Raw genomic sequence first — 25,407 nt, forward strand, 5'->3', positions numbered from 1 at the left:
AGAGAGAGGTGTCACCGTGCGAGACCCCCGGATGACGGCGATCGGCAAGGGACTGAGGCGTCGGGGCAGGCTGATGATGCAGGCGGTGAGCCCGCCACGGGGGAGCCTTGACGCCATCCCCTCGCCCCGGCCCCGGAACTCGGACGTCCCCGGCGTCTCCGACGACGCCTGCTACACCGCGCCTCCCGCTCCGCGCCTGGTGGAGTCACCGGTCTTCGTCCTGTCCTCGGTGCGCTCCGGGTCGACCCTGCTGCGGGTGCTGCTGAACAGCCACAGCCGGGTCCGGGCCCCGCACGAGATGCATCTGCGCACCGTGCACGTCCAGCTGTCCCGCGAGTTCACGGCCGCCGCCATGCAGGAACTGCGGCTCGACAAGGACGAGCTGGAACACCTGCTGTGGGACCGGGTGCTCCACCTCGAACTCACCCGCAGCGGCAAGGACGTCATCGTCGACAAGACCCCGCCGAACACCCTCATCTGGCCCCGGCTGCACCGATGTTGGCCGAAGGCACGCCACATCGTCCTGCTGCGGCATCCGGGCACCGTCATCGCGTCCCTGACCGAGCGCCGGTCGGATCCCGACCACGAGGCCATCCGGGCCGAGGTCCTCGGCTACAGCGAGAAGCTGGAGGAGGCGCGCCGGAACCTCGACGTCCATGTGGTCCGGTACGAGGAGCTGACCGCGGAGCCGGAGCGGGTCACCCGCGGCGTCTGCGCCTATCTCGGCGTTCCCTGGGAGCCCGGCATGCTCGACTACGGCGCACAGGACCACGGCACCCTCCGCCCCCAGCTGGGCGACTGGTCCAGCACCCTCAAGTCCGGCCGCATCCAGCCCGCCCGCACCGCCCACCCGGACATCGAACTCCCGCCGCGCCTGGCGGAGTTGGCGCAGGAATGGGGATACCCGGTCTGACCCGCCCGGTCCCGCCCCCAACCGTCCGAACCGGCGTCCCGCCGTGGGCGCCGCTCGCCCCGTCGCCCGGCAACCGGTGAGGCCCCTGTTGTCCGGGCGAAGTTGTCCCGCCGTTCATCCGGCGGCGGGTTTGGCGTACCCCCTCCGGGCAGATGCCCGAGTACCCCGTCCGATCCGCAGGTTCACAACGGAGTGCTCGTGCCCATGGCAGCCACACAGCCCACGACCGCCGCCCGACGTCCCCGCACCCTCGACGACGTCCCCGGCTGGTTCCCCGCTCTCGACCAGGTGCTTTTCGACTGGCTCCTCGACCGGCAGCGATCCGCCGGCCTGCACGGCGACCTGCTGGAGGTCGGCGTGTACATGGGCAAGAGCGCGATCTTCCTCGGGCGCCGCCTCCAGCCGGGCGAGCGCTACACGGTGTGCGACCTCTTCGAGGGGGACGCGCCGGACGACGCCAACCAGGCGGAGTCGCAGAAGTCGTACGGCTCCCTGACCCGGCGGGCCTTCGAGGAGAACTACCTCTCCTTCCACGACGAGCTGCCCCGTGTCCTGCAGGGCCCCAGCTCGATCGTGCCCGACGAGGTCCCGCCGCGGTCGTGCCGGTTCGTGCACATCGACGGCTCGCATCTGTACGAGCACGTGTACGACGACATCGGCGCCGCCCAGGACCTGCTGGTGCCGGACGGAGTGGTCGTCCTGGACGATTTCCGCTCCGAGCACACGCCCGGTGTCTCCATAGCCGCCTGGGAGGCCGTGCTCAACCGGGGCCTGCGCCCGATCTGCCTGAGCACGCAGAAGCTGTACGGCACCTGGGGTGACCCCGGGCCGGTACAGGAGGAGCTGCTGGCGATGGTGCGGGCGCGCACGGACTGCCGGCTGAGCGTCCAGCAGGCGGCCGGGCACCGCATCGTCCGCCTCAAGGCCAAGGGCACACAGGCCCCGCCGTTCCCGCCGTCCCGGCACGCGGACGACACCACCGAACAGCCCGCCGAGCAGCCCGCAGCCCGCCCCGCGCCCCGGCGGACCTCCCGCAGTCGCGCCCGAGCGCTCGCCACCGACCTGCTCCCGCCGGTCCTCACCCGCGCGATCCGCGAGGCCCGGCGCCGGGGACGGTGAGACGTCGGCCATGGAAGAAGGGCGACCGCCGAAGCGGTCGCCCTTCCGTTCCCGCGGCCTTCAGCGGCCGGAGGTCAGAGGTTGATCCAGTTCCATCGCTGGTCCCCGCTGTCCGAGCAGGTCCACTGGATGACCTTGGCGCCGTTGTCCGAGCTGGAGCCGGGGATCGCCAGGCACTTGTCGCTGTTCAGGTTCCGCAGCCGCTGCCAGCTGTCACGGATCCAGACCTGCTCGCTGCCGCCGTCGCAGGGCCACTGAACGGCCTGGGCGCCGTTGTCCGTGGTGGCACCGGGCATGGCGATGCACTTCAGGCTGTTGCGGTTGCGGATGATGTAACGGTCGCCGTTCCCACCTGCGACCTTCGTCAGCGTCCAGTCCTGGGAGGGGTGGGACGGGTCGTGGGGCGGGTCGTTCAGAACACGTCGCTCGGCAGGTAGGTCCCCCACACCTCCCGCAGCGCGTCGCACACCTCGCCCACCGTCGCCCGGGCCCGCAACGCGTCCTTCATCGGGTACAGCACGTTGTCCTGGCCCTCGGCCGCCTTCTGCAGCGCGGCCAGCGCCGTGTCCACCGCTCCCTGGTCCCGTTCCGCACGCAGCCTCACGAGCCGTTCCGCCTGCCGGGCCTCGATGGCCGGGTCCACGCGGAGCGGCTCGTACGGCTCCTCCTCGTGCAGCTGGAAGCGGTTGACGCCGACGACCACCCGCTCGCCGGAGTCCGTCTCCTGGGCGATCCGGTACGCGCTGTGCTCGATCTCGTTCTTCTGGAAGCCGTGCTCGATGGCCGCCACCGCGCCGCCGAGGTCCTCGATCCTCCGCATCAGCCCGACCGCCGCCGCCTCGACGTCGTCGGTCATCCTCTCGATGGCATAGGAGCCCGCGAAGGGGTCCACGGTCGCCGTCACGTCCGTCTCGTACGCGAGGACCTGCTGCGTCCGCAACGCCAGCCGCGCGCTCTTGTCCGTCGGCAGCGCGATCGCCTCGTCGAAGGAGTTGGTGTGCAGGGACTGGGTGCCGCCGAACACCGCCGCGAGGCCCTGCACCGCGACCCGGACCAGGTTCACCTCCGGCTGCTGGGCCGTCAGCTGCACGCCGGCCGTCTGGGTGTGGAAGCGGAGCATCAGCGACTTGGGGTTCCTCGCCCCGAACTCGTCCCGCATCACGCGGGCCCAGATGCGGCGGGCGGCACGGAACTTGGCGACCTCCTCCAGGAGCGTCGTACGGGCGACGAAGAAGAAGGAGAGGCGGGGCGCGAAGTCGTCGACGTCCATACCGGCCGCGACCGCCGTGCGGACGTACTCGATGCCGTCGGCGAGGGTGAAGGCGATCTCCTGCGCGGGGGACGCGCCCGCCTCGGCCATGTGGTAGCCGGAGATCGAGATCGTGTTCCACTTCGGGATCTCGGCCTTGCAGTACCGGAAGATGTCGGCGATCAGCCGGAGGGACGGCTTCGGCGGGAAGATGTACGTGCCGCGCGCGATGTACTCCTTCAGCACGTCGTTCTGGATCGTGCCGGTGAGCCGGTCCGCCGGGACCCCCTGTTCCTCCGCGACCAGCTGGTACAGCAGGAGGAGCAGCGCGGCCGGCGCGTTGATCGTCATCGACGTCGACACCTGGTCCAGCGGGATCCCGTCGAACAGCACCCGCATGTCGTCGATCGAGTCGATGGCCACGCCCACCTTGCCGACCTCGCCGTGCGCGATCGGCGCGTCGGAGTCGTGGCCCATCTGGGTGGGCAGGTCGAAGGCGACCGAGAGGCCCATCGTGCCGTGGGCGATCAGCTGCCGGTAGCGGGCGTTCGACTCCGTTGCCGTGCCGAAGCCCGCGTACTGGCGCATCGTCCAGGGGCGGCCCGTGTACATGGAGGGGTACACGCCGCGCGTGAACGGGTACGCCCCCGGCTCGCCCAGCTTCTCGGCCGGGTCCCAGCCGTCCTGCGCGTCCGGCCCGTAGACCGGCTCGATGGGCAGTCCGGACTCCGACTCACGCGCCATGGTGGGGCCTCCGTGTCGCAGTTCACTTCTGTGTCCCACCATGCCGCGTAGTTCGCAACCGGTCACGTGCGGGGAACATCTCAGGTGACATCGGGGCGGTCAGCCCGGTCGGGGCGGCCGCGGTGAGACGCCGGGGGGCGGAAATGCGTACCAGGGGCATGGGGAGAGCGACTGCCGTACTCGCCGCGGGCGCCGCGCTCACGGTCCTGTGCGGTTGTACGGTGCAGGCGTCCGGGGACGACAGGCGCTCGCCGGTGCGCATAGAGCTCCCGAGCGGCACACCGTCCGGGAAGTCCGCGCCGCCGCCCGACGACAAGCCGAGCGCGACGCCCACGCCGGCGGCGCCCGCCGTGCTGTGGTCGCGGGGCGACGAGGGCCGTGACATACGGGAGCTCCAGTCCCGGCTGCGGCAGATCGCCTGGCTCTTCGACGGGCCGACCGGGACCTACGACGATCTGACCGAGCAGGCGGTCAGGGGCTTTCAGGGCAAGCGCGGGCTGCCGAAGACGGGGAAGACCGACCAGGTCACCTGGGAGCGGCTGCTGAAGATGACCCGCGAACCCGGCAAGTGGGACCTGTACCTGATGGGCGGCCAGCCGGCGGACGCGCCGGACGCGCGGTGCCTGACCGGCCGGGTGCTGTGCGTCAGCAAGTCGAGCCGGACCCTGCGCTGGATGATCGACGGGCGGACGGTCCTGACGGTGCCGGTGCGGTTCGGTTCGCAGTACACGCCGACCCGGGAGGGTGTGTTCAGCGTCTACTGGAAGTCCCGGCACCATGTGTCGACGCTCTATGACTCGCCCATGCCCTACGCCATGTTCTTCAGCGGCGGCCAGGCGGTGCACTATTCGTCCGACTTCGCGGCCACGGGTTACGGCGGCGCCTCGCACGGCTGTGTCAACGTACGGGACGAGCGGGCGATCGCGGAGATGTTCGCCCAGGTGAGGACCGGCGACAAGGTCGTCGTCCACTGGTGACGCCGGGCGGGGCGCGCAGGTGCGGGGAGATGGGGCGCGGGCGGGACCGGGGGAACGTGTCCCGCCCGCGCCGATGCACGAGCCGCAGGTACGGGGGGAACCCCGGCTCTGTGCGACGGCCGATGACCAGTCGGCTCACTCAGATCAGCGCCGGGGCGGCCGAAAACGTCACTCCCGCCGCGAAGAATTTTCTACAAATTACAAAACCGCAGGTCAGCGATGTGCGAGCGGAGTGAGGACACGATCCGCCAGGAAGTCGGCCACGGCCGCCGAAGGGGCGACCGCGGCGGCGTCCACGCGGCGGTCGTCGCCCTCGTCGCCCCTCTCCCGGTCCCCGCCCGTGCCCCGGTCCCGGTCCCGGTCTCTGCCCGTGTCCTTGCTCTTGTCCTTGTCCTTGCTCTTGTCCCTGCCCGGCTTGTCCCAGGTACCGCCGGGGGCCTGGAGGACGGTCTTGCAGTACTGCCGGACGCGCTCGGAGCCGCCCGCCGCGCGCTCCAGGGCGCGGCGGCGGTCGTGGGACAGCTGCTTGCCGTCGCGCAGGTCACGGCAGTACGAGGTGACGGCCTTCCACCAGTCGCCAGAGCGGCCGTCCCCGTCCCCGGCGGTGGGTCCGGGGTCCGTGGCGCGGCCTCCGGGTGCCGTCTCCTCGGTGGCGCCCGGACCGGCGGGGGTCTCCGCGTCGTCGGGCGTGGGCCCGCCCTGCACACCGCGCTCCGGGGAGGGCGAGAGGAGGGGGCGTTCCGGCGGGGCGGGCGCCGAGACCGAGGCGGCCGGGCGGCCCCCTTCGTCACCGACGAACGGCGTCGTCAGCACTCCGGTTCCGGCCGCGACCGCGACCCCGCCGACCATGCCCACGGCCAGCGCGGCCGCGAGACCGAGCCTTACGGGACGGCCCCAGCGGGGGCGGTCGGCGGCGCGGGCGGGGCCGCCGATGCGGACGAGCCCCACGTCGGCGACGCGGGTGGCGCGCGGTCCGGCGTCGCCGCCGACGGTCACGGCGGCGTCGTCCCGGTCCCCGCGCGCCGCGCGGAACGCCGCCAACGCGGCGGCCTCTCCGGGGAGTTCGGCGCTGCTCAGCAGGGGTTCGGCGGTCAGGGCCTCAAGCGTCTTGGCGAGGCGTTCGGCCTGGTCCCGGTCGGCCGGGTCGACAGCTTCGAGTGACTCTCCGCGCAGCAGTCGCTCCGCCGTTTCGCGGTCCAGCCACCTGTACTGCTCGTCGGCCATCACACACCCTTCTGCGTCCGCGTGACGCTTTGCGTCACACTCGCAGACGTCACCGCACGGTCGCGGGTTCCTCGCTGGGGAGGCAGGGCGTCGAGCACCCCGGCCGATTCCGGATCGTCGCCGAGCAGCTCGGCCAGCCGCTTCAGGCCCCGGTGCGCGGCGGTCCGTACGGCGCCCGGACGCTTGCCGAGCGTCTCCGCGGCCGTCTTGGCGTCGAGCCCCACGACCACGCGCAGCACGACCGCCTCGGCCTGGTCCTGCGGCAACCGTGCGATGAGGGAGAGGGTGCCGTCGGTGGCCAGCGCCTCCATGGCCTCGCCCGCCGTGTCGGACTCGGCGGCCTTCCCGGACAGCTCCGTCTCGTCGCCGCCGATCGCGGGGCGGCGGCCGCGCATGCGTATGTGGTCCAGCGCGCGGTTGCGGGCTATCCGGGCCGCCCAGCCGCGGAAGCGGTCCGCGTCCCCGCTGAACCGCTGCAGGTCACGCGCTATCTGGAGCCACGCCTCCGAGGCGACGTCCTCGGCGTCCGGGTCGCCGACCAGCGTCCGTACGTACCCGAGCAGCCGCGGGTGCACGGAGCGGTACACAGTGCGGAACGCACTCTCGTCCCCGTCCTGTGCGGCAAGCACCGCGGCGGTCAACTCCGCGTCGTCCCCCAGCACTGCTACCTCAATTGGTGGTTGCGGTTCCGAGACCGCAGGTCGTTGCGGTGGTCATACACCCTCCGCGTCCGGCGCGAAAGGCACGTTACGGCCTGAAAGCGCTGCTCGTCCATGTCCGTACAACATGCAACTACCCGGGAATCCGCGAATGTGTCCTCCCAGGTGTGACAGAAAACGCAGTCATGGCGCTGTAGAAAGTACGGGCCGCCGCGCGACCCGTGCCGCGCGACGGCCGGGGCCTCTCCTGTGGGGGGTGGCGGCCCCGGCCGTTGCCTCGGTGCCACCCGCCCTCGCTGCCTCTTCCCGGCTCCCAGCAGGGCTCGATCGACTTCAGGGAACGCGCCGAACTCCTCGGCACCCCTTCGGGTCCGGACCCACCGCCGACGGCGGCCACGAACCCGGTCTCCGCATCCCGACCGGCACGGACCGACAGCCGCTGTCGGCCTGGCGGCGTCAGTCCTTCTTCTCGGCCTTGTCGGGCTTCCCGGCGCCCTCGCCCGCACTCTCGCCCTCACCCGCGCCCGCGCCCGCGCCCTCACCCGCGCCCTCACCCGACGCGTTCTTCCCGCTCGGCCCCTGACCGTTGCCGGTGGCAGCGCCCTCGTCGGCCTTCTTCGTCGGCACGGTCTTCGCCGCCCGCGCCAGCTGCTCGGCGCAGTACGCGGCCACCTTGTCCTCGCCGCCCGCCAGCGTGACGAGCCGCTGCCAGGCCGTCGAGTCCAGGGCCTTGCCGCTGCCCTCGACCTGGTCGTAGGCGCGGCACTTGGCCTCGGCATCCTGGGCGGTGGAGGGGTGGCCGGGCTTCCCGGCGGTGGCGCCGGGCAAGGCGGCGGACGGGTCGGCGGCCGGCCGGCCGGAAGCGCCGGCCGACGGGGTGGGCCTGACCTTGTCGCCGCCGTCGGGGGCGTCCGAGGTGCCTGACGAGCCGATCGCGGCGACCGCCACGCCGCCCAGCGCGAGGCTCGCGACGAACAGGGAGAGCGTGGTCTTCACGGACAGCGCCAGGCGACGCGGCTCGCGGGGCCGCCAGTCGTCCCGGCGCCGGGTGCGCGCCCGGTGCGCCCCCGCGGCACGGGCGGCGCGGAACGCGGCCACGGCACGCTGCTCGCCCTCGGCGTCCGCCCGGTGTCCGCGCAGTACGGCGGCGGAGAGCAGCGCCTCCAGGGCGGCGTCGTCGAGCGCCACGTTCGGGCCGGAGGCGCGCCCTGACACGTGGCCGAGGACGAGGCCGTCAGGGTGCGCACGCCGACGGCCGGAGGTCCCACCGCCGTTCTGCTGTTCACCCATGTCCGTTTCCTGTTCCTGTCCGACCTGACCCGTTGCGGCCTCCGTGATGCACGTGTCGTACGTGCTCTACGTGACCTCCATGACAGCTGTGACACACGGGCTCGTAGAACCTGTACGTCCCTCGCGCCCCGTACGACTCACCGCGCACACCCCGCTTCGCCTCATCGAGGCGTTGAGATGCCGCCCGTGCCACCGCCGCCACACTCACTGTTCATTTCGATTCCCCCAGCGTCCGGGGGCCGTCATCCGTCACACCCGCGCCGCCCAGCTGCTGGGCGAGGCGCTTCAACCCCCGGTACGCGGCGGTCCGCACCGCACCCGGGCGCTTGCCCAGGACGCGTGCGGCGGCGGGGCCGTCGAGGCCGACGACGACCCGCAGCAGCACCGCCTCGGCCTGGTCCCGCGGCAGCCCGCCGATCAGCTCCAGGGCGCTCTCCGTCGAGATCGACTCCAGCGCCTGGTCGTGCGTGCTGTTCGGTCCGGGCAGGTCCAGTACGTCGCTCTCCAGCGCCGACGCCCGGGGCCGTACCTTCTGCCGACGCAGATGGTCCAGCGCCCGGTGCCGGGCGATGGTCGCGGTCCAGCCCCGGAACCCGGCGCCGTCGCCCTTGAACCTGCCCAGGTCACGGGCGATCTCCAGCCAGGCGTCGGACGCCACGTCCTCCGCGTCGTCCCCGACCAGCCCGCGCAGGTACCCGAGCAGGCCCGGCTGCACCAGCCGGTACGCCACCGCGAAGGCGGCCTCGTCACCTTCCTGAGCCCGCGCGACGGCCGCGCTCAGCTCCCCGTCGTGCGCGTGCACGCGGCGGGGTTCCCCTCCCTGGCCCAAGAACTGTCCTCGTCCGTACCGGTTCGCGGCGAATCCGCACCTCGCGCTGCGGCCGCCCTTTCCCACGCCCCTCCACGGTCAACAGCGCCCGGCCTCACAGAAGTGTCACAGGGCGGCCGGGACGCGGCCGGGATACAACCCTTGCCGCTCATCGCGAGTCACACAGACGCCGTGACGAGGCAGGGGCCTTCGCACAGCCGATCCCCAGGAATGGCATACGATGCGCGCGCCCCTCATAAAGATCACATAAGAGGATGTACACGTCATGTCGATCGTTCGATCTTCCCGTCCCCTTCGTGGCATAACCGCCGCCGTCGCCCTGCTCGCGATCGGCGCGGCCGGGTGCTCGGATGTCTCGGACGCCGTCGACAGCGCCAAGGACGGCGCGAAGAAGGTGGCCCGCCAGCGCTCGGTCTTCTCGCTGGCCGTCGGGGACTGCTACAACCCCAACACCAAGGGCGAGGGCGAGGAGATCCTCGTCGAGATCGTGCCCTGCACCGAGGCGCACACCGGTCAGGTCGTCGCCGATTTCAAGATCGACGAGGGGACCTCGTACCCCGGCGACGACGCGATCTCGGCCATCGCCGACAAGCGATGCCCGGTCGAGGCCGGGAAGTTCGCCCCGGACACCTGGGCGCTCCCCAAGGGCGTCGGCATCTTCTACTACACCCCGACCAAGGAGAGCTGGGCGACGGGTGACCGCGCCGTCACCTGCACCTACAACAAGGAAACGGGCAACTTCACCGGCTCCCTGAAGGCCGACGCGAAGACCCTGAAGCCCGCGCAGAGCACGTACCTGACGGGTTCGAACGCCGTCTACGACGCGTTCTGGGCGAACCAGCCCGAGAAGGACAGCGTCGAGAAGGACCTGGCCGGCTACAAGGCGCAGGCCAAGGCCGTCGCGGCCGCCCTCGACGCACACCTCAAGGGCCTGAAGGGCATCGAGGGCACCGAGGTCGGCAAGCTCCGCGACCAGCTGACGAAGACGGCCGCGCACTGGAAGACCGCCGCGAACGCCGCCGACACCGACGCGTTCTACATCGCCTTCGACCCGGCCTTCACCGGCATCGACCCGAACAAGACGGTCGCCGCCCGCAAGGAGCTGGGCCTGGCCACCACCGTCCCGGCCGACGACGCCGAGGTCTGGGCGAGCTGACGCCTCGCCGAGCGGGCGGGGCCGGGTCCACCAAGGACCCGGCCCCGCTTTCTCGTTCGGTGGGTGACAGTTCCCACGGGCTGTGCGCTGTCTGTAGATGCCACCTGTGTGACAGGTGATGCAGCCGTGACCATTCAATAGGGGTGGGACAGTTGAGTCCTCGCAGGACCCATGCGTACAAACCGCTCAGTCTGAAGAGACGTGCGTGGCTGACGGTGGGAGCCGTCGCGCTGAGCGGTGCCGGTGTCGTGACGTACGCGATCGCGGAACCGTCCGCGCCGGCCGACGCCAAGCGGGAGAGCCGCAAGCCGGCGATCCACACGCTCGAGCTCAAGGACCGCGGCTCCGGCCGCAAGGGCCTCGCCAGGCAGGGCACCGAGCGCTTCAGCGCGGTGGTGCTGACCTGGAACGACCCCGAGGCGACGGCCAAGGGCAGGCCCGAGGTGCGCACCCGGGACATCGAGACCGGCGAGTGGTCCGGCTGGCAGAGGGTCGCGCTGGAGTCGAACCAGGCGGACGGCGAGGAGGGCGCGCGGGCCGCCCTGCGCGGCGGTACGGAGTCGGTGTGGACCGGCGACTCCGACGGCATCGAGGTGCGCGTCGTGAACGCCGACGGCACCGAGGCGGCCGGCCAGCCGACCGGCATGGACGTCAAGCTGCTCGACCCCGGCACCGACCCGAAGGGCACGATGCGCCCGGCCGCCTTCGCGGCGGAGGAGACCACGGCACCGGCGACGCAGACCCCCGTGCCGACGGACCCGGCCTCGCCCACGGAGACGGTCACGCCGACCGACCCGGCCGAGCCCACCGGCTCCCCGGCGCCCACGAACCCGCCGACGCCCACCGCGACGCCCACCGGCTCGGCGTCCCCGACCGCCTCCCCCTCCCCCACCCCGACCGTCCCCGCACCCCGGCCCTCGACGGTCGTGAAGCCGCCGGTCATCACGCAGGCCGAGTGGGGCGCGTCGCCGGACTACGACGGCACACCGGAGTACGGCACCGAGATCAAGGCCGCCGTCATCCACCACACCGGCGTCGACAGCGACAACGGCCTGTCCTGTGCCGAGTCCCGGGCCCGGATGCGCACCATCCAGCAGGAACATTTCTCCCGCGGCTACTTCGACATCGGCTACAACTTCGTCGTCGACCGGTGCGGCCAGATATTCGAGGGCCGCAGCGGCGGCGCGGACCTGCCGGTGATCGGCGCGCACGACGCCGGATTCAACACCAACACGGTCGGCATCTCGTACATCGGCAACTTCGAGAAGGCCAAGCCCAGTCGGGCCGGCCTGGACGCGATCGCGCGCATCGTCGCGTGGAAGTTCGGCATGTACGGCATCGACCCGACCGGCAAGGTGACGCTGACGTCCGGCGTCCCGCAGGGCTACAGCGGCAACAAGATCCCGGAGGGCACGTCGGTCACGCTGCCCCGGGTCTTCGGCCACCGGGACACCAACGCCACGGCCTGCCCCGGCGCCAACCTCTACCCCCAGCTCGGCCGGATCGCCCAGGTCGCCAAGACCCCGGGCATCTCGCACGCCCTGGCCACCTCGGACTTCAACCGGGACGGCATCACCGACCTGGTCGCCGGCACCCCCCGCGCGCTGAGCAACGGCGGCACCCTCACCGTCGTCCCGGGCGGCATCGACGGCCCGGTCCCCGCCTCGAAGCGGACCCTCACCCAGAACAGCGCCGGCGTCCCCGGCTCCCACGAGTCCGGCGACAACTTCGGCGCCGCCACCGCCTGGGGCGACGTCAACGGCGACGGCTACGCCGACCTCGCGATCGGCGCGCCCGGCGAGGACGACACCAGCGGCCACGCGGACCGCGGTTCGGTCACGGTGCTGTACGGCCCGGCGCTCAACTCCGGCTTCTCCTACAGCACGTCGGGCACTGTCACGGCGACCGGCGCCAAGCTCGGCTCCACGGTGGCGGTCGGCGACTTCAACGGCGACGGCGAGGCGGACGTGTTCGCGGCCGGCACCGGCAAGGGCGGCAACTGGAACGCGCGCCTGACCGGCGGCAACACCGTGGCCGGCACGCTCACCACGGCCACCGGCTCCGTCGCCTACCTGGACGCCGCGACCGGCGACTTCAACCGCGACGGCTACGCGGACGTCGCCCTCAACTACCGCGACACGGGCGGCATCGGCCGCGTGATCCGCTTCGCCGGCTCGGCGACCGGCCTGACCAAGGTCGGCGTGCTCTCCGTCAAGGGCGGCCGCTCCATCGCCGCGGGCGACGTCAACGGCAACGGCTACGACGACATCGTCATCGGCCAGCCGGTGGCCTCGGAGTCGGGCGGCAGGTCCGGCGGCCAGATCACCATGGTCCCCGGCACGTCGAGCGGCTTCACCACGACCGGCATGACGACGATCCACCAGGACACGACCGACGTCGCCGGCGGCAACGAGTCCGGTGACAACTTCGGCGCCTCGGTCTCGGTCGGCGACTACAACGCCGACGGCTTCGCCGACGCCCTCACCGGCATCCCCGGCGAGGACTTCCCGCGCGCCGGCGTGAACCAGTCCAACGCGGGTGACGTGCTGCTGGTCAAGGCCACGGCGTCCGGCCTGACCGGCACCGGCTCGGTCCGCTTCTCGCAGGAGACGTCCGGCGTCCCCGGCACCGGGGAGGGCGGCGACCTGTTCGGCTCGTCGGTGTCGCTGACGGACCTGTCGGGCTACGGCCGCGCCGACCTGACGCTCGGCGCGGAGGGCGAGGACGGCACGGACGGCATCGTCATGTACGTCCCGAGCAACAGCACCGGCCTCGGCTATTCCCAGGCGCTCATCTACAGCAAGACCGCCCTGGGCACCCCGACGGACGCCCATCTGGGCCAGACGCTGACGCCGTAACCGCCGAGGTATCCGGCCGGATGTCCGCCGAGAGCAGCTGACCCGGCCGGGACCCCGCCCATTCACGGGGTCCCGGCCGGGTCATGTCCTCGACGGCCGCCGCCTTATCGCCCCGACCAACCGCTCGTCGCGTCCCGGCACAGCAACCGCAGCGACCCGTCGCCCGCGAAGCACCGCCGCGCCTCGTCGATCGGATCCCACAGCCGTCCGTCGGGCGTGCGGATCCAGTGGTCGCCACCCGACGCCCACCACTCGGCACCCGTCTGACGGGCGATCACCTCACCGGCGTACGCACCGAGACCGCGCAGTGTGTTCTCCACGGCGGCGTACGGCGTCCGTTCACGGCGCAGTTCCTCGATCATCCGGTCGACCCGCCACAGGCTCTGCGCCGAGTAGTCGAGTCGCAGTCGCGCCCCCTCGCGCATCGTCGCCACCGCGTCCGCCGCCCACCGAACCGGCTTGGTCGCAGCTGAGGGCCTGGTTTCCTGCTGAGTCGTCACATCCTGGAGAGCGTGGCCGAACTGCGTTTCGTCACCCGGATTCGGGGGTTGCCCGGGACCGGTGCAGGACCGCCCCACCTCCGCCCCATGAATGTCACAGGACTCCCTCACACACCAGGTTTACGCGGGAGTGACGCTTCGCCGCCCCCGTGCGCTCAGTCACTGATGAACATGTGCTTCCATCTCCGAGCGGTGCCGCCCTCGGCGCTGCGCAACAGCCCGACCTGGTTCCAGCGTCTGTTCGAGGACGACTGGGACACCGTGCGGGAACGGATCGGCCGGCACCGCGAGGAGGTGCTCGACAGGCGGTACGGCGAGGTCGAGCTCCTCTACTCCGGCATCCCCCCGAACCACGCACCGGGCGGCCCTCGCACCCATGTGGTCCTCGGCGGCCGCCCGGTCCTGCACCCCGACCCGCCCCTGCAGCCGTTCCTGGTGCTCACCGCGGCCCAGGTGAGCGGAGTCGCCGAGTACCTCAAGGCGGCCGACTTCGACGACCTGTGGCGCCACGCGCGCGGGAGGCTGCTGCGGCCGTACGGCGCGACGGACGCGGAACCCGAGGTCCGCGGTCTCTTCGCGGCGACACACCGCGACCTCTCCGCCTTCTACACGCAGACGGCCCGGTACGGCGACGCGGTGGTCAAGTGGCTGATGGCCTGACGGACCGCCGCGATGCCGGGGCCGACGGCCGGTCAGCCCCTCCCCCGGGCCCGCCGCGACACCACCGCCCGCAGCACCCGCCGCCCCTCCGTCGACACCTCGAGCGCCCGGCGCAGCCCGCCCGCACCATGCCCGGCGAGGATCTCCAGGACGCTGATCTGGCGGCGCAGTTCGGCGGCGACCAGCGGCGACATGCCCGCCGTACGGCCCTCGACGGGGCCGGCACCTTCCGCGCGCGCCGAGCTGAGCGCCTCGGGCAGCGCGCCGGCCGAGGACGCGTCGTCCTCCGCGGGGTCGAGGAGCCGGTGTATCTGGAGCGAGGCGACGGAGCAGGCGTCGGCCCAGATCCGCGCCTCGGCGGCGGACCGTACGGCCGGGGCCGCGGCCAGCATCCGCCGGGCGAGCAGCGCGGCCTCGTCCTCGACGTCCTCGTCGTCCACGATTTCGGCGACGCCCAGCTTCCCGCGTACCTGCTCCAGCAGTTCGCCCCAGGCGGTCGGCTCCCCGCCCGCCGCGAGGTTCGCCCACAGCGGCCGCAGAACCTCGTCGTCACCTCCGAGCAGGGGCACACACCGATCCAAACAAGCCAACCCGCTGGCGGCCAGTCCGCGTTCGTCGGCCTGAGCGATCAGTTCCACCAGGCTCATCCACGCCTCCCTAAGCGGGTCAGTCATGAGGGTCGGGGTCCCCGCACAGGCCCCTGGAAGGGCCCCTTCCTTAACGGAGCCCGCACCTCCCCTTACTGCGTGCAACGGCCCGTGAGTGTCACAGGGGTACGACGCCGAGCCGGTCGAGCAACCGAAAGAAGAGGTTTTCGGCCAAAGGATCCGCTTCAGCGGTGAGTACGTCGATCAACGACTCGGCGTTCACCTCGTGCCCCGCCTCGGCGGCCCAGCCGACGGCGCGCTCGGCGGCGTCACCGGGTTCGAGAAAGTAGTCCTCCAGCGTGAGCCCCTCGTTCCCGGCGCCGAGGTACCCGGCCATCGCGGCCCGCGCCAGACAGGTCGTCCACGCGCCGCTCTCCGGCGCCGCCGCCTCCACCACCACGGAGGCGCTGTCCATGACGTATCCGAAGAGCGCGGGCGCCCCGGTCTCACCGGACAGGGCGTTCATGCTCCCGACCTCGCCGTCCCCGCTCGGGTACTCCCAGACCTGCCAGCCGCCGGGCGCCTCCTCGCGCAGGGTCATCCCCTCCGCGCCGGCCAGCGCGTCCAGCTCCGCCAGCGGCCGCTCCCCGCGGCCCACGACGAAGTACCCCCAGTAGCCCATTCCAGTTCCCCCTGGCAGTCCGTACGGCCAGGGCCGAATACACCACATTCGTACGGGGGTTCGCAGCCGTATCGGCCAATCCGCAGTTCAGTTCAGGCGGTCGGCGAGAGCCCTGAACTCGGCCCAGGACAACTCCGGCTCACCTGTGTCCCACAGCTTCTGCACCGTCGCCCGCAGCGGCATCCGGATCCCGGCGGCGACCTGTTCCTGCGTCTGCGAGTTCGCCAGGTCGCACCACACCGCGAAGGACCCGCCCAGGATCTGGTCGTCGTACGTGGCCGGCACGGGCGTCGTCCCGCGCAGGACCCGCGGCGTCCACTGTTCGTAGATGCGCTGGCCCGTGGGATAGACGAAGGTCTGCGGCTGGCCGAGCACGTAGTAGAGGAACTCGTCGTTGTAGTTGATGACCTTCCGCCCCTCCCTCAGGTACTCCAGCGGCAGCCGGGCGCCGATCTCCTTGCCCGTCCAGTAGGCCACCTGGATGTCCTTGTCCGGCTGGACGGAGGTGCCCCGGAAGAACCCGTCGTTCCACGCGCGCGGCGTGCGGTCGTGGGCGCGGACGGTGTCGGCGCGGTCGTTGAGCCATCCGGTCGCGAGGTCGGCGACGGTGCCGCCGGAGCCGTAGGCCTCCCGGGCGGCGGTGGCGAGCTGCGGGTAGGACGCCTCGGGGTTCGAGACGACCAGCGCCTGGTACTCGTCGCCGCCGAGGTGCCACTGGCTCCCCGGGAAGAGCCCGGCGAACTCGTTCAGCAGGTCGTCGACGATCTCGGCGGACTCGGGCTTGGAGATGTCGACGGCGCCCCGCGTCGCGACACCGTTCACGTTGCGCAGCTGGAGATCGGGGTGCGCGGCGATGACGGCGCCCAGATGCCCGGGCGAGTCGATCTCGGGCACGACGGTGATGTGCCGGCTCTCGGCCAGCCGGACGATCTTCCTGACCTGCGCCTTGGTGAGGTGCTGCTGGGACACGATCTCGGGATGCGAGGTGGACTCGATCCGGAAGCCCTGGTCGTCGGAGAAGTGCAGACCCAGCTGGTTGAACTTCAGGTCCCCCAGCTCCCGCACCCGGTCCTCGATCCAGTCCGCGGTGAAGTGCTTGCGGGCGATGTCGAGCATGAACCCGCGCACCGGCTTGGCCGGCTCGTCCCGCACGACGCCCTCGGGCGCCGTACCCCCGTCCTGGACCTCCTGCTTCAGCGTCCGGGTCCCGTAGAAGACCCCCGCCTCACCGGGCCCGCTGATGGTCACGCGGCCGCCGCGCACGGTCATGGAGTACGACTCCGGATCCGCTCCCTCGTCGTCGTTCAGGGCCAGCCGCACATCCCCGGTCCGCACGTCGTCCTTCTCGCCGGCGTACGCAAGCCCCAGCTCACCGGCGATGAGCCGCCCCTCGTCGGCGAGCTCCGCGTCGTTCACGACGACCCGCTCCTGCTTCGCCGGACGCCAGCCGGGGCCCCGGGCGGCGGTGTGGGAGGTGACGGCCGGGATGGTGCGCGGGGCCTTCGAGAGCGGATACGACCGAGTGGGTGACGGAGTCGGGGTGGGCGCCGCCTCCGGGGCAGCGGGCGAGGCGGCCTCGGATATGCCCGGGGCGGACCGCCGCTGCTCCGAGCCGGCCGGCTCTCCGTCGTCGCCGGTGGCCAGGAGCCCGAGGCTCACCCCGGCCGCGACCGTCACCACGACCACCGCGACGATCAGCACCCACGTCTGCTTCAGCACCCGTTCGGCCGGTGCCCGGCGCCTGTGCTTGTGCTGGCTCACATCGCCAACCTAGGCCCTGTGAGCTCAGCTCGCCGTCCAGGGAACGTTCCGAAACTCTCCCGTTCGACTGAAATTCGGGCATCCGTCGGACACGTCACGTCCACACTCGGTAACGTGGCGCCACTCCTGCCCCAGAATCCCCTGTCGAAACCCACGTGACGCCCACACACCTTCCTGGCCGAGTCGCCATACCGTCGCTGCCCGAGCAGACCCGTACTCCACCGTCTCCCACCGCGCTGGAGTCCTTCAACACGGCCCCCGCCGACGAGGTCCGACGGGCCCTCCTCAGCTGCCTGCGCAGCCCCCGCTGGGCCGACCGCATCGCCGACCACCGCCCGTACCCCGACGTCGACTCCCTGCTGGCCGCATCCGACGAGGCGGCGTACGACCTGACTCCGGGAGACCTGACGCAGGCCCTGGCAGGAGAAACGTTGCCGGTGCTCCCGAAGGGCGCTTACGGGGCGGCCCACACGGCACTCAGCGCCGCGAGCGCCGCATACGAGGCCAGGTTCGGACACGCGTTCGTCATCTGCGTGGACGGCCTGACGCCGAACGAGGCCCTCGACCACGCCCTGGCCGGAATCCGGTCACGATTGACAAACGATCCGGAAGAGGAGCGGGTCGTTGCGGCAGAGGAACTCCGGCGCCTGGCAAGAGGACGGCTGATCGATGTCCTCAGGGGCGCGAGGAACTGCGCGACCAGCCACAACGCGCCCACACTCGGCAAATACCAGGACACCTCGGCCCCTTAGCCGCCAATACCCCATCCGCGTGCCACTTTGATCACATACCCAGCCCCCCGCTAAGCCGCGCAGCGCCACGTGGATACGATGCTGAGGGCCGGTGGACCGTACCCGGCCGGGCCCGACCGACAGCACAAGCCGGCAGGCCCCGATACCCCGCTCCCGGAGGGACTTCCGTGCCGGCTGGAACGCTGTACCGCGGCCGGGAAGGAATGTGGTCCTGGGTGGCTCATCGAGTCACCGGCGTCCTCATCTTCTTCTTCCTGTTCGTTCACGTGCTGGACACCGCTCTCGTCCGCGTCTCCCCCGAGGACTACGACAAGGTCGTAGCCACGTACAAGACGCCGATCGTCGCGCTGCTGGAGTACGGCCTCGTCGCCGCCATCCTCTTCCACGCGCTCAACGGCCTGCGCGTCATCGCCGTCGACTTCTGGTCGAAGGGGCCGCGCTACCAGAAGCAGATGCTCTGGTCCGTCGTCGGCCTCTGGCTGGTGCTGATGCTCGGGGCGATCTACCCCGTCCTCGGCCACGCCGCTCGTGAACTCTTCGGGAGCTGACGCGTAAGCATGTCGAACAACACAGTCACCACTGAGAAGACCGCCGCCGGTATCGGCCCGGTGGAGGGCGAGTCCCTCTACAACGTCGACAACCCGGCCCCGTACATCGAGGCGCCGCGCAAGCGCACCAAGAAGACGCCGCGGTCCACCCGTGGCAACTTCGAGATGGCCGCCTGGCTGTTCATGCGCCTGTCCGGCATCGTGCTGGTCGTCCTCGTCATCGGCCACCTGCTGATCCAGCTCGTGCTGGACGGCGGCGTCTCCAAGATCGGCTTCGCCTTCGTGGCCGGCCGCTGGGCGTCCCCGTTCTGGCAGGTCTGGGACCTGCTGATGCTGTGGCTCGCGATGCTGCACGGCGCCAACGGCCTGCGCACGGTCATCAACGACTACGCGGAGCGCGCGAACACCCGCCTGTGGCTGAAGGGCCTGCTCTACACCGCCACGGTGTTCACCATCCTGCTGGGCACGCTGGTGATCTTCACCTTCGACCCGAACATCCGCTAGGCACGGGGCTGAGGCAACCACCATGAAGATCCACAAGTACGACACCGTCATCGTCGGCGCCGGTGGCGCCGGTATGCGCGCGGCCATCGAGTCCACGAAGCGCAGCCGTACCGCCGTGCTGACCAAGCTCTACCCCACCCGCTCCCACACGGGCGCCGCGCAGGGCGGCATGGCCGCCGCGCTGGCCAACGTGGAGGAGGACAACTGGGAGTGGCACACCTTCGACACGGTCAAGGGCGGTGACTACCTGGTCGACCAGGACGCCGCCGAGATCCTGGCGAAGGAGGCCATCGACTCCGTCCTCGACCTGGAGAAGATGGGCCTGCCGTTCAACCGCACCCCGAACGGCACCATCGACCAGCGCCGCTTCGGCGGTCACAGCCGCAACCACGGCGAGGCCCCGGTCCGCCGGTCCTGCTACGCGGCCGACCGCACCGGCCACATGATCCTCCAGACGCTGTACCAGAACTGCGTGAAGGAGGGCGTGGAGTTCTTCAACGAGTTCTACGTCCTGGACCAGCTGATCACCGAGGTCGACGGCGTCAAGAAGTCCGCCGGTGTGGTCGCCTACGAGCTGGCCACCGGTGAGATCCACGTCTTCCAGGCGAAGGCCGTGATCTACGCGTCCGGCGGCTGCGGCAAGTTCTTCAAGGTGACGTCCAACGCGCACACGCTGACCGGTGACGGCCAGGCGGCCGTGTACCGCCGCGGGCTGCCGCTGGAGGACATGGAGTTCTTCCAGTTCCACCCGACCGGCATCTGGCGCATGGGCATCCTGCTGACGGAGGGCGCCCGCGGTGAGGGCGGCATCCTCCGCAACAAGGACGGCGAGCGCTTCATGGAGAAGTACGCGCCGGTCATGAAGGACCTCGCGTCCCGTGACGTCGTCTCGCGCTCCATCTACACGGAGATCCGCGAGGGCCGCGGCTGCGGTCCCGAGGGCGACCACGTCTACCTGGACCTGACGCACCTTCCGCCGGAGCAGCTCGACGCCAAGCTCCCGGACATCACCGAGTTCGCGCGGACGTACCTGGGCATCGAGCCGTACACGGACCCGATCCCGATCCAGCCCACCGCGCACTACGCGATGGGCGGCATCCCGACGAACGTCGAGGGTGAGGTCCTCAGCGACAACACGACGGTGGTCCCGGGCCTGTACGCGGCCGGCGAGGTCGCCTGTGTGTCCGTGCACGGCGCCAACCGCCTGGGCACGAACTCCCTGCTGGACATCAACGTGTTCGGCCGCCGGGCCGGCATCGCGGCCGCGGAGTACAGCCAGAAGGCGGACTACGTGGAGCTGCCGGAGAACCCGGCGGAGCTGGTGATCGACCAGGTGGAGCGCCTGCGCACCTCCACCGGCACCGAGCGCGTGGCGACCCTGCGCAAGGAGCTGCAGGAGACCATGGACGCCAACGTCATGGTGTTCCGCACGGAGCAGACCATCAAGACGGCGGTCGAGAAGATCGCGGAGCTGCGCGAGCGCTACCGCAACGTCTCGATCCAGGACAAGGGCAAGCGGTTCAACACGGACCTGCTGGAGGCCATCGAGCTGGGCAACCTGCTCGACCTGGCCGAGGTCATGGCCGTGTCCGCCCTCGCCCGCAAGGAGTCCCGCGGCGGCCACTACCGCGAGGACTACCCGAACCGCGACGACGTCAACTTCATGCGCCACACCATGGCGTACCGCGAGGTCGGCGACGACGGCACGGAGTCCATTCGTCTCGACTACAAGCCGGTCGTCCAGACCCGCTACCAGCCGATGGAGCGTAAGTACTGATGGCAACCCCCGTTATGGACAAGGTGGAGGCGGAGTCCGCCGCGTCCCCCTACATCACGGTCACCTTCCGGGTCCGCCGCTTCAACCCGGAGATCTCGGCCGAGGCGACCTGGGAAGACTTCCAGCTGGAGATCGACCCGAAGGAGCGCGTCCTCGACGGCCTCCACAAGATCAAGTGGGACCTGGACGGCACGCTGACCTTCCGCCGCTCCTGCGCCCACGGCATCTGCGGCTCGGACGCGATGAGGATCAACGGCAAGAACCGCCTTGCCTGCAAGACCCTCATCAAGGACATCAACCCCGAGAAGCCGATCACGGTCGAGCCCATCAAGGGCCTGACGGTCCTGAAGGACCTCGTGGTCGACATGGAGCCGTTCTTCCAGGCGTACCGGGACGTCATGCCCTTCCTCATCACGAAGGACACGAACGAGCCGACGCGTGAGCGTTTCCAGACGGCCGAGGACCGCGAGCGCTTCGACGACACGACGAAGTGCATCCTCTGCGCCGCCTGCACCTCCTCGTGCCCGGTGTTCTGGAACGACGGCCAGTACTTCGGCCCGGCGGCCATCGTCAACGCGCACCGCTTCATCTTCGACTCGCGTGACGAGGCCGGCGAGCAGCGCCTGGAGATCCTCAACGAGAAGGACGGCGTCTGGCGCTGCCGCACGACCTTCAACTGCACGGACGCCTGCCCGCGCGGTATCGAGGTCACGAAGGCGATCGCCGAGGTCAAGAAGGCGCTGATCACGCGCCGCTTCTGAGGTTGCCTCAGGTACGGGTTCCCGTGCCAGGGCTTTGCGGGCCCCGTCTCCCGGTTCGGTACCGGGGGCGGGGCCCTCGCCATTCCCTGCTGTTCCCAACAGCTGTGGCTGGAAGGGCAGTTGAGGTAGTTGAGACTTCAATACAGACTGACCCCATGGCACTCCTGAGAAAGGCGGCCGCCGCTCTGTCGGCCACGGCCGCCATCCTGCTCGCGATACCCCCCACTGCCTCCGCGATCCCCCTCTCCCGTCCGACACTCGCCCACGAGAACTTCGACCGACTCCCCCTGGGCCCGGTGTCTCACGGACGCGACTGGACGAGCGACGTCTCCGACGGCACCCTGACCGTCGCCCCGAGCACCACGGGCCGCCCGGGCCGCGAACTCCGCATCCGCACCGAGGGCAACGGCCGGGCCTTCCTCGTCTTTCCCGACCTGACCGCCCCCGGCAACAGCTACTGGGCCCGCCTCCGTCTGCGCGTGGACGCCTTCCCCACCGCCCCCGACTGGGCGCACTGGACGATCGCCGAGGCCTCCGGCTCGGACTCCCCCACGCTCGTGCGCCCCCTGGGCGGCCAGTACGCCCCCACCGACCAGGGCAACTTCTGGGGTGTCGGCTCCGACCTCGGCCCCACGGGGGACTGGACGTCCTGGAAGACCTCGGCGCCCGCCACGGCGGGTACCTGGCAGTGCGCCGAGTTCCACCTGGACGCCACCGACAACCGCGTAACGGTCTACTTCGACGGCGTCGAGCAGCCCGACCTGACCGTCTCCACCAACCAGCACGGCGGCACGTCGGACCCCTTCACCCTCCCGGCCTTCGACAAGCTGAAGCTGGGCTGGCAGCTGTACCAGGCCGACCCGACACCGTCGTCGTACGAGATCCGGCTGGACGACATCGCGGTCGGCACACGGAGGGTGCCCTGCTCATAGCTGGCTCAGGATCGTCGGGTCCGTGATCTTCATGTCGTCGGCCAGCATCATCGCCTTGCTGAGGATCACCGCCAGCATCCGGTCGCCCTCGTAGGGCAGGTAACCCGTCTGCGGGGCGGCCGGGTTGGACTTGGGGACGATGCACAGGTACTGGTCGTTCGGGGTCATCAGGATGTTGCCCGAGCCGAGGTGGATCTTGTACGTGTGGCGTTCGCCCTTCACATGCAGGAAGCGCCCCTCGATCGTGCAGCGGTCGGCGATGGCCAGCCTCGGTATCAGGCGTTCGAGGAGGCCCCGGCGGGTCTCGGCGCTCGCGCCCAGTTCGCCGAAGCCGTACGACGTCCAGTACTCCCGGAAGCGGCCGTCGGGGCCGCCGTCCTGCCAGGTCGGGTCGTTGCCGACGCTTCCCACGCCGACGAACAGGTCCACGTCGCGCAGGACTTCCGACAGGACCAGGGGCGGGACGTCCGTCAGCGGCACCGGTTCGACCGGGTCGGCGCCGTCACGCAGCCACATGCGGTACTCGCCGCCGCAGCAGTGCGCCGAGTTCTGCGGGGCGTCGATCGGGTAGAAGCGGACCTGGTCGGTACGCAGGCGCAGGAAGCTGCCGGAGTCGGTGATGTCCTCGTAGTGCTCGCCGCTGTCGCCCTCGATCCAGTACTCGGCGCGCAGGCCCCACTGGGGCAGCTCCCGGACGGCGGGCGGCGCCTCGTCGTCGACGGCCAGGCGCAGCTTGTTGCGCCAGCCCCGGATCGCCGCCAGGGAGTGGAACTGGTGCTGGCGCAGGACATGCGCCGCGAAACGGTTCGAGTACGTCCCCGTCGCGCGCTCGGCGTCCGTCAGCAGGTACACCTCGCGGTGGGCCTGCTTGAAGGGCTGGGTGATGCCGTGCCGCTCCAGCCAGTCGCGCCAGGCGACGATCTCGGCGGGTTCGTGGCCGGCCGGGTGCCAGAGTTCGACGTGGGTGCCCTCGGTGACCGGTGTGTCGGCCAGGGTGCGCAGCTCGCCGTCCGCGTACCCGGCCGTCGTACCGTCGACCGTCCAGAGCAGACGGCGGGCCAGGGTGCCGACCAGGGGGTGGTCGAGGTAGCGCTCGCGCCACGCGGCGTACGGCCAGGTGCGGCGGTCCAGGAACTGGCGGTCCAGGCGCTCGCTCTGGGCCGAGAGCATCTTGTCGATGTCCTTGGCCGCCGCCTTCAGCTCCTTCAGCTCGTCGGCGTGGTCGCGTCGTACGGCGGCGGGGACGCTCTTCACCGCCTTGCCGCTCGCGTTGCTCCAGCTCAACACGGCCTTGGGGCCGCGGACTTCGAGCAGCGCCGTGACCTCGCCGAGCCGGTGCTCCGCGCGGCCCACCTCCGTCAGGCCGTAGGCCGGTACGGCCAGTTCCTCGACCTCCTCCCGGGCCAGGCCCAGCGCCTGGGCGCGCGCGTCCAGCGCGGTGTTCAGGAGCTTGAGCGTGCCCTTGAAGGTGACACGGGTGGTCAGGCGGGCCAGTTCGGCGAGGGCCGACTCGCCGTCCATGCGGGCCAGCGCGTTGACCGCGGCGTTGGCGACCTTGGGGTTCACCGGGCCGAGGCCCGCCACCTTGCGCAGAGCGGTCTCGGCGAGGGCGCCGAGGGCGCGCGCGGACTCGGGGTGCGCGGGGAGGAGGGAGAGCAGCCAGGCCAGGCCGCGCAGCGCGTCGGCGTTGTACGGGTCGAAGGTGGCGTTGGGGTCCGGCCCGTAGCGCGGTTCGAGGAGCGGGCGGGTCCGCGGTCTGCCCACCAGCCGCAGCCAGGGCAGCAGCCGCTCGCGCACCTCGTCGGTGCCGAGGGGCTCGATCAGCGCGCGGCCGGTCCTGTCCCACTTGGCGGAGGGACGGGCGGCGGTGGCGGTGGCCGCGTGCGCGAGCAGGTGCCGCCAGCCGTCGCCGAGTTCGTCCGCCTCGGCGAGGGCCCGGTCGGACCATGCCTCGCCCGGGTTCACCGCGGGGCCGTCGAGCTGCGCCACCAGTGCTCCCAGTGTCTTCTTGCCGTTCCACAGCGTCAGATACGAGCGGCGGACCACGGCGACGAACTCGCCGGGCAGCTCCCGCCCGTCGGCCTGCTCCAGTTCGGCGAGCCGGATCAGCTGAGCGGTGTCGTAGTGCACGTCCTGCTCCGCGGCCAGGCCGATCAGCGCGGCCCTGGTGTCGAGCTGCTGTCCCTCGGCGGCGGGCCGCATCGTCCGTAGGCAGGCGAACACGCTGACGATGTGGCGGCGCGGGTGGGAACCGGGCTCCATTTCGTGGTAGCGGGCCGCCAGCCGGTGCACCAGCTCCGTCTGGAACCGGTCGCCCGCGGCGAGGATCGCGTGGAAGACGTTCTGGCCGTCCCCGCTCCAGTGGCCGCCGTTCATCTCGGCGAGCCTGAGCAGTTCCGGAACGACGCGTTCGATGTCCTCGGCCGCGACGAGGCCGACGACCTCACGGACCAGTTCGGCGCGCTCGGACCTTGCGTAGGTCATCAGCCACCCACCAGCGCCACGAGCTTCAGGAACGTGATCTCGGTGCCGAGCGCGAGCTCGATCTCGTCGTCGAGGTCGGTCACCTGACGGTCCCCCACGAGCACGAGGAAGCCGTTGCCCGCGAAGGCCTTCAGCGCGAGCTCGGTCTGCGCCTCGGGGTCTATCCGGCGGGCCGTGCGCATCGCGTACCCGTTCAGCACGCGCTCGGCGTCATGCGGCTGCACGAGCCCCTGGAACACCTCCGGCGTACGCGCGTTGTACTCGGCGACCTCCTGGAACACCCGGCGCCGGATCAGTTCGCGCACGGTGAGCCGCTCCTCGGCGATCTCCAGCCCCCAGCCGTCGCTGCGGCTCCCGCTTGTCGTCTCGTCGACGAACGTCACGATTCCCATGACGACGACAGTACGAGCCACCACTGACAATCACCGGTTCCGGCCGATC

The 25,407-nt window shown here is 71.0% G+C and carries 24 protein-coding genes; 12 read left to right on the forward strand and 12 right to left on the reverse strand.

Annotation, left to right across the window (positions count from 1 at the left end):
* Nucleotides 1–16 precede the first annotated feature (16 nt).
* On the forward strand, nucleotides 17–913 hold the full coding sequence (locus tag ADK36_RS07595) for a sulfotransferase family protein (RefSeq protein WP_234329706.1): 897 nt from the start codon (nucleotides 17–19) through the stop codon (nucleotides 911–913).
* Nucleotides 914–1,117: 204 nt separating this feature from the next.
* Nucleotides 1,118–2,032 (forward strand): class I SAM-dependent methyltransferase, encoded by a 915-nt coding sequence (locus tag ADK36_RS07600; protein ID WP_048586937.1) that lies wholly within the window; start codon nucleotides 1,118–1,120, stop codon nucleotides 2,030–2,032.
* Between the two features lie 74 nt (nucleotides 2,033–2,106).
* Here the strand turns inward: ADK36_RS07600 and ADK36_RS07605 are convergent, their stop codons facing one another.
* Nucleotides 2,107–2,478, reverse strand: a complete 372-nt coding sequence (locus ADK36_RS07605; RefSeq protein WP_234329707.1) for an RICIN domain-containing protein — start codon at nucleotides 2,476–2,478, stop codon at nucleotides 2,107–2,109.
* The gene (locus tag ADK36_RS07610; protein ID WP_048586936.1) at nucleotides 2,445–4,025 is read right to left on the reverse strand and encodes an acyl-CoA mutase large subunit family protein; all 1,581 of its coding nucleotides are present in this window, start codon (nucleotides 4,023–4,025) and stop codon (nucleotides 2,445–2,447) included. Before ADK36_RS07610 ends, ADK36_RS07605 begins: the two co-directional genes overlap by 34 nt.
* 158 nt (nucleotides 4,026–4,183) lie before the next feature.
* Here ADK36_RS07610 and ADK36_RS07615 point away from each other — a divergent pair, with 158 nt between their 5' ends.
* The gene (locus tag ADK36_RS07615; protein WP_048586935.1) at nucleotides 4,184–5,002 is read left to right on the forward strand and encodes a L,D-transpeptidase family protein; all 819 of its coding nucleotides are present in this window, start codon (nucleotides 4,184–4,186) and stop codon (nucleotides 5,000–5,002) included.
* 213 nt (nucleotides 5,003–5,215) lie between these two features.
* On the opposite strand, the gene ADK36_RS07620 is transcribed toward ADK36_RS07615, so the two are convergent.
* From ADK36_RS07620 to ADK36_RS07635, 4 genes are all read right to left on the reverse strand, one after another.
* Nucleotides 5,216–6,226, reverse strand: coding sequence for a hypothetical protein (locus ADK36_RS07620; protein ID WP_053084777.1), 1,011 nt, complete (start codon nucleotides 6,224–6,226; stop codon nucleotides 5,216–5,218).
* Nucleotides 6,226–6,888: an RNA polymerase sigma factor gene (locus ADK36_RS07625; protein ID WP_048586934.1), complete on the reverse strand. Its 663-nt coding sequence runs from the start codon at nucleotides 6,886–6,888 to the stop codon at nucleotides 6,226–6,228. Before ADK36_RS07625 ends, ADK36_RS07620 begins: the two co-directional genes overlap by 1 nt.
* A 453-nt stretch (nucleotides 6,889–7,341) precedes the next feature.
* Nucleotides 7,342–8,175, reverse strand: coding sequence for a hypothetical protein (locus tag ADK36_RS07630; protein ID WP_078916750.1), 834 nt, complete (start codon nucleotides 8,173–8,175; stop codon nucleotides 7,342–7,344).
* Nucleotides 8,176–8,386: 211 nt separating this feature from the next.
* Nucleotides 8,387–9,004, reverse strand: coding sequence for an RNA polymerase sigma factor (locus ADK36_RS07635; RefSeq protein WP_048586933.1), 618 nt, complete (start codon nucleotides 9,002–9,004; stop codon nucleotides 8,387–8,389).
* A gap of 265 nt (nucleotides 9,005–9,269) precedes the next feature.
* Between ADK36_RS07635 and ADK36_RS07640 the strand changes: the two genes are divergently transcribed.
* Nucleotides 9,270–10,160, forward strand: a complete 891-nt coding sequence (locus tag ADK36_RS07640) for a septum formation family protein (protein WP_048586932.1) — start codon at nucleotides 9,270–9,272, stop codon at nucleotides 10,158–10,160.
* Nucleotides 10,161–10,408: 248 nt separating this feature from the next.
* Nucleotides 10,409–13,018 carry an N-acetylmuramoyl-L-alanine amidase gene (locus tag ADK36_RS07645; protein WP_234329708.1) on the forward strand — a complete coding sequence of 870 codons (2,610 nt, stop codon included), beginning with the start codon at nucleotides 10,409–10,411 and terminating at the stop codon, nucleotides 13,016–13,018.
* 104 nt (nucleotides 13,019–13,122) lie between these two features.
* Here ADK36_RS07645 and ADK36_RS07650 read toward each other — a convergent pair whose 3' ends face one another.
* Nucleotides 13,123–13,518: a hypothetical protein gene (locus tag ADK36_RS07650; RefSeq protein WP_048586768.1), complete on the reverse strand. Its 396-nt coding sequence runs from the start codon at nucleotides 13,516–13,518 to the stop codon at nucleotides 13,123–13,125.
* A gap of 171 nt (nucleotides 13,519–13,689) precedes the next feature.
* Between ADK36_RS07650 and ADK36_RS07655 the strand changes: the two genes are divergently transcribed.
* A complete protein-coding gene (locus ADK36_RS07655) occupies nucleotides 13,690–14,178 on the forward strand; it encodes a DUF1877 family protein (RefSeq protein WP_234329709.1) in 489 nt (162 codons plus the stop codon).
* 32 nt (nucleotides 14,179–14,210) lie between these two features.
* Here ADK36_RS07655 and ADK36_RS07660 read toward each other — a convergent pair whose 3' ends face one another.
* The 3 genes from ADK36_RS07660 to ADK36_RS07670 form a co-directional block, all read right to left on the reverse strand.
* Nucleotides 14,211–14,825, reverse strand: a complete 615-nt coding sequence (locus tag ADK36_RS07660) for a hypothetical protein (RefSeq protein ID WP_048586766.1) — start codon at nucleotides 14,823–14,825, stop codon at nucleotides 14,211–14,213.
* Between the two features lie 118 nt (nucleotides 14,826–14,943).
* A complete protein-coding gene (locus ADK36_RS07665; protein ID WP_053196809.1) occupies nucleotides 14,944–15,447 on the reverse strand; it encodes a hypothetical protein in 504 nt (167 codons plus the stop codon).
* A gap of 87 nt (nucleotides 15,448–15,534) precedes the next feature.
* A complete protein-coding gene (locus ADK36_RS07670) occupies nucleotides 15,535–17,148 on the reverse strand; it encodes a beta-N-acetylhexosaminidase (RefSeq protein ID WP_048586771.1) in 1,614 nt (537 codons plus the stop codon).
* 215 nt (nucleotides 17,149–17,363) lie between these two features.
* On the opposite strand from ADK36_RS07670, the gene ADK36_RS07675 reads away from it, so the two are divergent.
* The 6 genes from ADK36_RS07675 to ADK36_RS07700 all read left to right on the forward strand — a co-directional run bounded on the left by ADK36_RS07675 (nucleotide 17,364) and on the right by ADK36_RS07700 (nucleotide 22,482).
* Nucleotides 17,364–17,960, forward strand: coding sequence for a 2-oxo-4-hydroxy-4-carboxy-5-ureidoimidazoline decarboxylase (locus tag ADK36_RS07675; protein ID WP_048586764.1), 597 nt, complete (start codon nucleotides 17,364–17,366; stop codon nucleotides 17,958–17,960).
* A 167-nt stretch (nucleotides 17,961–18,127) separates the two neighbouring features.
* Nucleotides 18,128–18,508: a succinate dehydrogenase, cytochrome b556 subunit gene (sdhC, locus tag ADK36_RS07680; protein WP_078504082.1), complete on the forward strand. Its 381-nt coding sequence runs from the start codon at nucleotides 18,128–18,130 to the stop codon at nucleotides 18,506–18,508.
* 9 nt (nucleotides 18,509–18,517) lie between these two features.
* Complete coding sequence (locus ADK36_RS07685) at nucleotides 18,518–19,012, forward strand: succinate dehydrogenase hydrophobic membrane anchor subunit (RefSeq protein ID WP_048586763.1); 495 nt, start codon at nucleotides 18,518–18,520, stop codon at nucleotides 19,010–19,012.
* 22 nt (nucleotides 19,013–19,034) lie between these two features.
* On the forward strand, nucleotides 19,035–20,789 hold the full coding sequence (gene sdhA / locus ADK36_RS07690; protein ID WP_048586762.1) for a succinate dehydrogenase flavoprotein subunit: 1,755 nt from the start codon (nucleotides 19,035–19,037) through the stop codon (nucleotides 20,787–20,789).
* Nucleotides 20,789–21,550, forward strand: a complete 762-nt coding sequence (locus ADK36_RS07695; protein WP_048586761.1) for a succinate dehydrogenase iron-sulfur subunit — start codon at nucleotides 20,789–20,791, stop codon at nucleotides 21,548–21,550. Before sdhA ends, ADK36_RS07695 begins: the two co-directional genes overlap by 1 nt.
* 155 nt (nucleotides 21,551–21,705) lie before the next feature.
* Nucleotides 21,706–22,482: a hypothetical protein gene (locus ADK36_RS07700; RefSeq protein ID WP_048586760.1), complete on the forward strand. Its 777-nt coding sequence runs from the start codon at nucleotides 21,706–21,708 to the stop codon at nucleotides 22,480–22,482.
* Here the strand turns inward: ADK36_RS07700 and ADK36_RS07705 are convergent.
* Both ADK36_RS07705 and ADK36_RS07710 read right to left on the reverse strand, forming a co-directional pair.
* Nucleotides 22,477–24,966 carry a DUF4132 domain-containing protein gene (locus ADK36_RS07705; protein ID WP_053196811.1) on the reverse strand — a complete coding sequence of 830 codons (2,490 nt, stop codon included), beginning with the start codon at nucleotides 24,964–24,966 and terminating at the stop codon, nucleotides 22,477–22,479. The genes ADK36_RS07700 and ADK36_RS07705 overlap by 6 nt on opposite strands.
* Nucleotides 24,966–25,358, reverse strand: a complete 393-nt coding sequence (locus ADK36_RS07710) for a hypothetical protein (protein ID WP_048586758.1) — start codon at nucleotides 25,356–25,358, stop codon at nucleotides 24,966–24,968. The genes ADK36_RS07705 and ADK36_RS07710 overlap by 1 nt, the downstream gene beginning before the upstream one ends.
* Between the last annotated feature and the right edge of the window lie 49 nt (nucleotides 25,359–25,407).

It is taken from the genome of Streptomyces viridochromogenes (assembly GCF_001270495.1).
Classification (GTDB): domain Bacteria; phylum Actinomycetota; class Actinomycetes; order Streptomycetales; family Streptomycetaceae; genus Streptomyces; species Streptomyces viridochromogenes_A.

Coding starts and splice junctions, on each gene's coding strand:
- ADK36_RS07600 (WP_048586937.1), top strand. CDS start 1,118: ATGGCAGCCACACAGCCCACGACCGCCGCCCGACGTCCCCGCACCCTC.
- ADK36_RS07610 (WP_048586936.1), bottom strand. CDS start 4,025: ATGGCGCGTGAGTCGGAGTCCGGACTGCCCATCGAGCCGGTCTACGGG.
- ADK36_RS07615 (WP_048586935.1), top strand. CDS start 4,184: ATGGGGAGAGCGACTGCCGTACTCGCCGCGGGCGCCGCGCTCACGGTC.
- ADK36_RS07620 (WP_053084777.1), bottom strand. CDS start 6,226: ATGGCCGACGAGCAGTACAGGTGGCTGGACCGCGAAACGGCGGAGCGA.
- ADK36_RS07630 (WP_078916750.1), bottom strand. CDS start 8,175: ATGGGTGAACAGCAGAACGGCGGTGGGACCTCCGGCCGTCGGCGTGCG.
- ADK36_RS07640 (WP_048586932.1), top strand. CDS start 9,270: ATGTCGATCGTTCGATCTTCCCGTCCCCTTCGTGGCATAACCGCCGCC.
- ADK36_RS07655 (WP_234329709.1), top strand. CDS start 13,690: ATGTGCTTCCATCTCCGAGCGGTGCCGCCCTCGGCGCTGCGCAACAGC.
- ADK36_RS07660 (WP_048586766.1), bottom strand. CDS start 14,825: ATGAGCCTGGTGGAACTGATCGCTCAGGCCGACGAACGCGGACTGGCC.
- ADK36_RS07665 (WP_053196809.1), bottom strand. CDS start 15,447: ATGGGCTACTGGGGGTACTTCGTCGTGGGCCGCGGGGAGCGGCCGCTG.
- ADK36_RS07685 (WP_048586763.1), top strand. CDS start 18,518: ATGTCGAACAACACAGTCACCACTGAGAAGACCGCCGCCGGTATCGGC.
- sdhA (WP_048586762.1), top strand. CDS start 19,035: ATGAAGATCCACAAGTACGACACCGTCATCGTCGGCGCCGGTGGCGCC.
- ADK36_RS07695 (WP_048586761.1), top strand. CDS start 20,789: ATGGCAACCCCCGTTATGGACAAGGTGGAGGCGGAGTCCGCCGCGTCC.
- ADK36_RS07700 (WP_048586760.1), top strand. CDS start 21,706: ATGGCACTCCTGAGAAAGGCGGCCGCCGCTCTGTCGGCCACGGCCGCC.
- ADK36_RS07705 (WP_053196811.1), bottom strand. CDS start 24,966: ATGACCTACGCAAGGTCCGAGCGCGCCGAACTGGTCCGTGAGGTCGTC.
- ADK36_RS07710 (WP_048586758.1), bottom strand. CDS start 25,358: ATGGGAATCGTGACGTTCGTCGACGAGACGACAAGCGGGAGCCGCAGC.